Origin of the sequence: Chlorogloeopsis sp. ULAP02 (assembly GCF_038404745.2) — a bacterium.
GTDB lineage: Bacteria > Cyanobacteriota > Cyanobacteriia > Cyanobacteriales > Nostocaceae > Chlorogloeopsis.
On sequence record NZ_JAYKTT020000006.1, the window covers coordinates 64896 to 72012 of the forward strand.

At 44.1% G+C, this 7117-nt stretch carries 8 protein-coding genes; 4 read left to right on the top strand and 4 right to left on the bottom strand.

All coding sequences use genetic code 11. From position 1 onward, the window contains the following. Positions 1-14: 14 nt before the first annotated feature. The 4 genes from U2718_RS05605 (at position 15) to U2718_RS05620 (ending at position 2590) form a co-directional block, all read left to right on the top strand. Complete coding sequence (locus U2718_RS05605) at positions 15-1313, top strand: beta-ketoacyl-ACP synthase (RefSeq protein WP_341995239.1); 1299 nt, start codon at positions 15-17, stop codon at positions 1311-1313. 67 nt (positions 1314-1380) lie between these two features. After that, entirely contained in the window at positions 1381-1848 is a 468-nt protein-coding gene (infC, locus tag U2718_RS05610) for a translation initiation factor IF-3 (protein ID WP_341995259.1), read from the top strand. A gap of 201 nt (positions 1849-2049) precedes the next feature. Beyond that, positions 2050-2238: a hypothetical protein gene (locus U2718_RS05615; protein WP_341995240.1), complete on the top strand. Its 189-nt coding sequence runs from the start codon at positions 2050-2052 to the stop codon at positions 2236-2238. A 181-nt stretch (positions 2239-2419) separates the two neighbouring features. Next, positions 2420-2590 carry a bromodomain-containing protein gene (locus tag U2718_RS05620; RefSeq protein ID WP_411813234.1) on the top strand — a complete coding sequence of 57 codons (171 nt, stop codon included), beginning with the start codon at positions 2420-2422 and terminating at the stop codon, positions 2588-2590. A gap of 31 nt (positions 2591-2621) precedes the next feature. Here the strand turns inward: U2718_RS05620 and U2718_RS05625 are convergent, their stop codons facing one another. The 4 genes from U2718_RS05625 to U2718_RS05640 form a co-directional block, all read right to left on the bottom strand. Next, the gene (locus U2718_RS05625; RefSeq protein WP_341995243.1) at positions 2622-3137 is read right to left on the bottom strand and encodes a hypothetical protein; all 516 of its coding nucleotides are present in this window, start codon (positions 3135-3137) and stop codon (positions 2622-2624) included. Between the two features lie 10 nt (positions 3138-3147). Beyond that, positions 3148-4692, bottom strand: a complete 1545-nt coding sequence (locus tag U2718_RS05630; RefSeq protein WP_341995245.1) for an AAA family ATPase — start codon at positions 4690-4692, stop codon at positions 3148-3150. Positions 4693-4784: 92 nt separating this feature from the next. After that, positions 4785-5381 carry a 50S ribosomal protein L25/general stress protein Ctc gene (locus U2718_RS05635; protein WP_341995246.1) on the bottom strand — a complete coding sequence of 199 codons (597 nt, stop codon included), beginning with the start codon at positions 5379-5381 and terminating at the stop codon, positions 4785-4787. A gap of 136 nt (positions 5382-5517) precedes the next feature. Beyond that, complete coding sequence (locus U2718_RS05640; RefSeq protein WP_341995247.1) at positions 5518-6861, bottom strand: adenylosuccinate synthase; 1344 nt, start codon at positions 6859-6861, stop codon at positions 5518-5520. Positions 6862-7117: the final 256 nt, after the last annotated feature.

The following is a 7117-nucleotide window of genomic DNA, read 5'->3' on the forward strand; positions in this document are numbered from 1 at the left end:
CCTAAAATTCAAAATTGGTAGAGGTTGTTGTTACTGGTATTAGTTTAGTTTCTGCTTTAGGTAAAAGCCCAGAAGATAACTGGGAAAAATTAATAGCAGGAAAATCTGGTATAAAACTCTATCAAGCATTTCCTGAACTAAAACAGCGTCCTCTTGGGTTGATTGATAAGCAACCAGCACAAGTAAAAAAACTAACTTCTTGGCTTGTTACTTCTGCTGTAAAAGATGCTGGTTTAGTTCCACCTTTACCAGATTGCGCAGTTGTTATTGGCTCTAGTCGTAGCTATCAGGCAGCGTGGGAAGAGATGGCACGGCAGATGAATCTAGACGCAAAGACGCGGAGAGCAAAAGACGCGGAGAGAAATAAGGACAAGGAGCAGGGGAGACAACCAGACAAGGGGAGAGAACCTGATTCACAATTCTCCGCGTCCCCACCTCCCCGTGTCCCCGCGTCCTCTTTCCCCGTGTCTTTTGAAAATTGGCTAGATACTCTTCCGCATATGAATGCGATCGCCGCGGCACGACAAATTGGTGCTACGGGAATTGTGTTGGCACCGATGGCAGCTTGTGCTACTGGTATTTGGGCGATCGCTCAAGCTACCGAATTAATTAAAACCGGGCAAGTCGCGCGAGTTTTAGTGGGTGCCGTGGAAGCCGCAATTACACCGCTTACCATTGCTGGCTTTGAGCAGATGGGTGCTGTAGCAAACACAGGGGCTTATCCCTTTGATTTGCACCGTGAAGGTTTAGTTTTGGGAGAAGGGGGAGCTTTATTTGTTTTGGAATCGGCAGAATTGGCAAAGCAGCGCCAAGCAAAAGTGTACGCTCGAATCCTTGGTTTCGGTTTAACAGCAGATGCATTTCATCCAAATGCGCCAGAGCCAGGAGGTAAAAGTGCGATCATCGCAATTAAGCAATGTTTGGAACGCAGTAACCTGACAGCTAAAGATATTGATTACATTCACGCTCACGGCACGGCTACGCAGATGAATGACCGGATAGAAAGTTTAGTTATACAACGGTTATTTCATCAAGGTGTGGCAGTCAGTTCTACTAAAGGAGCTACAGGACATACACTCGGTGCATCAGGAGCTTTGGGTCTAGCTTTTTCTTTGCTGGCATTGCAGCAACAAATATTACCGCCTTGTGTAGGGCTGAGGGAACCAGAATTTGATTTGGATTTCGTGAGGGAAGCGCGTAAAGCCAAAATTCGACAGGTAATGTGTTTAAGTTTCGGATTTGGCGGACAAAACGGAGCGATCGCGTTGGGTTTACCTACGAAAGAATTAATGAATAGCATTGTGTTACCTTAGTATTACTTGTAAAACAAAGTGTTGAACAAGTTAAAAGGAAATCATCATCGTCATCCAAAAGCAATTAATTAACTCACAAATCAAGTCACCTCAAGTCTTCTTGATCGATCATGAGAATAACAATCGTGGTCTTACTGACACCCGCGAGGCTCTAGAATTAGCCCAGAACGCAGAGCTTGACTTAGTTGTAGTCTCCGAGGGCAAAGATGCCCCAGTGGCAAAGATTCTCAACTATGGCAAGCTTCAATATCAAAAGAAAAAACGTCAGAAGCAGAGTGCTAGACCAACACTCAAGGAAGTTCGGCTGCGTCCAAATGTGGGTGTGGCTGATTACAATTTACGCATCAATCAAGCCATTGAGTGGTTGAGTAAAGGGAATTCAGTAAAGTTTGTCATTCGTTTGCGAGGTCGAGAACACCAAAATCGCAGCCATGCTGGAGAACTACTAGATCGGATTGCAACTAATTTAAGTCCAGTGGGTAAAGTCCTGTCGCTTGACAGACGCTCACTGATTGTTCAAGTTATTCCTGCCTAAATTAATAACTAGAAATCTCTTAAGGATTTCTCAACAAACGGATTATGGTAAATGAGCGATTTGAGTATATCACTCAATTATCTAATCCGTATGTTTGCTATTGGGCATTAGTGAAATGATTTAGCATAACCTACTTGTTCACAAAAACAGCCCAATAGAATATTTGCACTACACGTTTGTTTTAGAAAAAATGGTGAGCTTGTGGCAACAATAAATTACAAACAAACAGGGAAATATCTCCCACCTGAGATATTTATTTTGGGAATATGTTTTGTTCCTGGAGTAACTGAAATTAGCAGCGAACAGCTAACTGAAATCAGGACAATTATCAAAAGTGATCGTTTGCTTCAGCATTATTTGGAGCAGAAAATTCTGATTATCAAAGACTGAGGATTTGTCTCCTCAATCTTTGTCAATCATTTTAAGTGCAAATTGATATTAGGAATGCGAGTTCTAAGAACCTTACCCTGCCATAGGAATGGTTGTCTTAGTCATCGATTAAATTAAACCTGAATAAAAGTTGAGGCATTGCTTACTCATGGGCTTTAAGTACAAATGGAAGCATGGCTCTGTGCCTTCGCGCGACAAGGCAGCACGCAGCAAGTATCTCCTAGAAGAAGGGCAGTTTAATAACAAAAAAGACCAAAATTTAGCAGAGCAAGAAGCTCGCAAATACTTAGGTGTACCAGTGCGAATTCCAGACGACGATCGCTCCATACTGGGATATTCGCAAGATTGGTAGCGATCGCCCAATACCCTCTGCCTTCCGCCTCCTACCTTTGCCAAAACTTGGGAAAATTGAAACTTCCAAAAGAGCGACGATAACGGCGAGCAGATTTTCTAGTCCGCCGCCTGGTATTTGTCGTCAAAGCAGACTGTTCTAGTTCGGCGCTTTCTGTAAATTCTTCAGGGAGTTGAGTTCTATATTCTTCCTTGCTTTTCCACCAAGCGATCATCCAACCTCCGCCTATACCAGCCAAAGAACCCAGCAAGATACTTACGGGAGCTTGATACCCCAACAGCACAAAGCCAAGTAAGAAAAATAACCAGTATTTTAAACCAGCGTCAATGCCCTCAGAAGAGGCTACAGAACCAGCCTTGGGGCTACCTTGGCTGACTGTACTCATCCAGCCGATAGACAAACCACCTAAAACACCCAAGAAAAGGCTCTGGGATAGCGGATATCCTAGCGCCAGCAATATTAGTGTTAAAAACAACCCAAACAGTAGTTGATTAAAAAAGTTGGGCGAGATAGATAGGAAATTGCTGTTGTTCTTTTCTGGTGCCATGAGGTTAAGACTAGTAGCTAAAGATTTGTTTTAATTGTGCCTGTTGTGGTTGAGTAGTGTCCAAGATTTTAACTAATGGTTTTTCTTTTTCAGTAAAAGGTTCCGCCGATTTTTGTTGAGATGCCAGTAAATCAGCAGTAGCATCAGCAATATCGCCACTACGGTGTTGCAGCCGCTCTCTTAACACTTCTAACGGTGCTTGACAGTAGAGAATTTGTAAGGGAATTTGCTTTTCTGTAGCTTGAGCGATCGCTTCTTGGCGCAATGCAGAACGGTCATATTTAGCATCCAAAATCACACTAAAACCTTGGGATGCTAGCATTATTCCCAACTCCAGCAGTCGCGCGTAAGTTTTCTGAGTCATTTGGGGAGTATATAAATCATCTCCACCACGTTGCATCAGGGGAATACCAGCCAAATGCTTCCTAACGGCATCAGAACGAAGATGAATTGCTCCCAACTGTCGAGCTAAATATCGTGCCGTCGTACTTTTGCCAGAACCAGACAATCCAGACATTAAAATTAATTGTCCTTGACGGGGTTTAGTATACTCCCAGGCCTGTTTGTAATAACCAGCCGCAGTATTTGCCGCCTCTTGCTTGACTTGTGCTGGCACCCCAGGATCATCCAACAAAAATGAAGTTACCTTAGCTCTAACATAAGCTTGACGGCTTAAATACAAAGGCAGCAGCTGCAAACCTTCCCAGTCGCCAGTTTGCTCTATATACGTATTCAAAAATGCATTACCCAAGTCTTGGCGCTGTCGTGCTTCCAAATCCATTACCGTAAACCCCACATCATACATGACATCGACAAAGCGAAACGGCTCATTAAACTCAATGCAGTCGAACAACAAAATTTTGTCTTGCCATAGAGCAATATTTCTCAGGTGCAAATCGCCGTGACATTCTCGAATAAAATCACCAGTAATGCGGCTTTCAAATAGCTCTGTACGTTCTGCAAAAAACTTATCTGTATACTGCTTAGTTTCTTCAAACTGTACCTGCGTTTGTGGCCCGCTAATATATTTTTCAGTTTGTTGATAATTCTCATCAAACGCCGCTCGAATTTGCGACACCTTACCAAAAGAACGAATGTAATCGTTTGTCGCAGTTTGAGCATGGAATTTTGCCACTACTTGTCCCAACTCTTCTAAGTGAGACTCTTGCAACTTGCCTTGCTCAAACATTTCGCTCAATAGCGCCGCTTGAGGAAACTGGCGCATCTTCAGCACATATTCTACCGCCTCTGTCTTTCCTCCCAGCTGGTATTGCCCTTCTACCAAAGTCACAGGCAATACTTCCAAATACAGTTCCCCCGCTCCTCGTTGATTCAAGCGCAACTCTTCCTCAGCAAAATGATGCCGCTTTTCCAACGTAGAGAAATCCAAAAAGCCAAAATTGACAGGCTTCTTCACCTTGTAAGCAAAATCCCCAGTCAACAACACATAAGAAATATGCGTCTGTATCAATTGAATCGGTTCCTGCACTGGATGCGGATAAAATCCAGGCTGCAACATTTGCTCAATTAAAGGCGGAATAGCAGCTTCTGTCATTTCTTCTCTTTGTGTCCTTTGTGCTCTTTGTGGTTAAATCAATAAAAAACCAGGGCTTTACCCCTGGTCTCTTCAGCAATTTATCACAGATTTTAAGCAGTAGCTTCCGATTCTGTTCCCGTATCGGTGCTTTTTTGTGGAGGCAAAACACTGACAACCATTCGCGTTGCTTCATCCAACGCTGTTACACCAGACGGCAGTGCTATTTCACTGATATGTAGATTGTCACCAATATCCATTTGAGAAACATCTACTTCAATGAAATCAGGAATATTCTGTGGATCGCAACGTACCTGCAATTGTGTAATCACAGGATCTAAGATTCCACCATTTTGTTTCACGCCGATCGCATCTCCCACAAAATGTAAAGGTATTTCTACGTCGGTGGGGCCATGTCCTGCTACAGCAAAAAAGCTGAGATGGTAAGGTGTACCCTTTGCTGGGTGAGATTGCACTTCCCGTAGCAAAGTTTTGCCTTGCCAAGGCGCATCAGTCACTTTTAAATCTATTAAAGTGTTGTTCACAGAAGCTTTTTTTAGCAAGCGCTCTACAACTTTAGCGTCAATGCTCAACGCAATTGACTCTGTTCCTTTATGACCGTATAAGTTACCAGGTATTTGCCCAGAACGGCGCAAAGCTTTAGGCTTGCTACCTTCTGGACGCTTTTGACATTCAACACTAAGTTCCATACTTCAACACTTCAAGATTCAAAATTTAAAATTTGTGAGAACACTCACACACAAAGGACACTTGGCTGCTACAGAAACCGTAATTGCCAGAGTGTCCTCCCCAAGTCCCAAGATGGGATGAGAATTAACGTATCCCCTACGCACTCAGCAACGAAGCAGGCGTACCGTCAGCGTGTAACAAAGCGCGTTTAGGGCCGTGGATGGGGTCTTCAACAATGATAGTTTGATCGCGGCTTGCTCCTAAAGAAACGATCGCGATCGGAACTTCCATTAATTCTGCCAAAAATTTTAGATAGTCTAGCGCTTGCCGCGGTAAGTCTTCCAACGTGCGGCAGTTGGCTGTGGATTGCTGCCATCCCGGCATAGACTTGTAGATGGGACGACAACGGGCAAACTTACGAGCACTGCTAGGAAAGTGTTCGCAACGTTCCCCGTCAATCTCATAAGCCACACAAACTTTAATTTCCTCTAGTTCGTCGAGGACATCTAGTTTGGTAATTGCCAGACAGTCCATGCCGTTGATCCGCACAGCGTAACGACCGATGACGGCATCAAACCAGCCACAGCGGCGTTTGCGCCCAGTTGTTGTTCCAAATTCGGCACCGCGCGCGCACAATAATTCTCCCACTTCCCCGTCCAATTCGGTCGGGAAAGGCCCTTCGCCTACACGTGTAGTATAAGCTTTGGCTACTCCGATTACACGGTCAATCATTGTCGGCCCCAGCCCTGTACCTACACAAGCTCCTCCCGCCACCGGGTTAGATGAGGTAACATAGGGATAAGTACCGTGATCTAAATCGAGGAGTGTTCCTTGCGCTCCTTCAAACAAGATGTTGCGCCGTCGTTGAATTGCATCGTATATTTTTAAAGAGGTATCAACGACGTGTGGTCGCAAGCGTTCTGCATACGCTAGATATTCGTCTATTACCTTTTGCGGATCTAAAAGTGGTAGATTGTAAAGTTTTTCTAAAATGACGTTTTTATAATTGATCGTCCACTCCAATTGCTTACGCAGCCCTTCAGAATCCATTAAATCCAAAATTCTGATCCCAGTCCGCTCTGATTTATCAGCATAGGTAGGGCCAATTCCCCGACCGGTTGTGCCAATTTTGTGACTTCCCCGGCGTTCCTCCGATGCCTGGTCAATCAATCGATGATACGGCATCGTTACATGGGCTGTTTCAGAAATAAACAGATTATTAGTGGAAATTCCTAGTTGTTTGAGCTGATCGAGTTCTGCGATTAAAACTTGTGGATCGATTACTGTCCCACAACCGATAATGCACTCCGTATTCGGGTACAAGATACCAGAGGGAATCAAGTGTAGTTTAAAGGTCTGACCCTTAACGACAATTGTGTGTCCAGCATTGACACCCCCTTGGTAACGCACTACAACATCTGCGGAGCGGCTGAGCAAGTCGGTTATTTTTCCTTTCCCTTCGTCGCCCCACTGGGCACCTATGACAATGACGTTAGCCAAGTGTTTATTCTAGAGAGCTACAGTTTCCACAAACAATCATTATGCGCACATTTGGTTATTTTTGTCAAGCTTGTCAGTTAGCGATCGCTCTATAGTTGTTTGTTTTTACGACTATAAGTAGAAGGCACAAAAAAGGCAACCTGGTAACGAGAACCACCTCTGTTTCCTAGTCTCTAGCTAGAAAATAGGGAACTCTTAACAGGGAACAGGCAACAGAAAGAGGTATTTTCATACTTGGTTGTGCCAAAACCGGGCG

Coding starts and splice junctions, on each gene's coding strand:
- U2718_RS05625 (WP_341995243.1), bottom strand. CDS start 3,137: ATGGCACCAGAAAAGAACAACAGCAATTTCCTATCTATCTCGCCCAAC.
- U2718_RS05630 (WP_341995245.1), bottom strand. CDS start 4,692: ATGACAGAAGCTGCTATTCCGCCTTTAATTGAGCAAATGTTGCAGCCT.
- U2718_RS05635 (WP_341995246.1), bottom strand. CDS start 5,381: ATGGAACTTAGTGTTGAATGTCAAAAGCGTCCAGAAGGTAGCAAGCCT.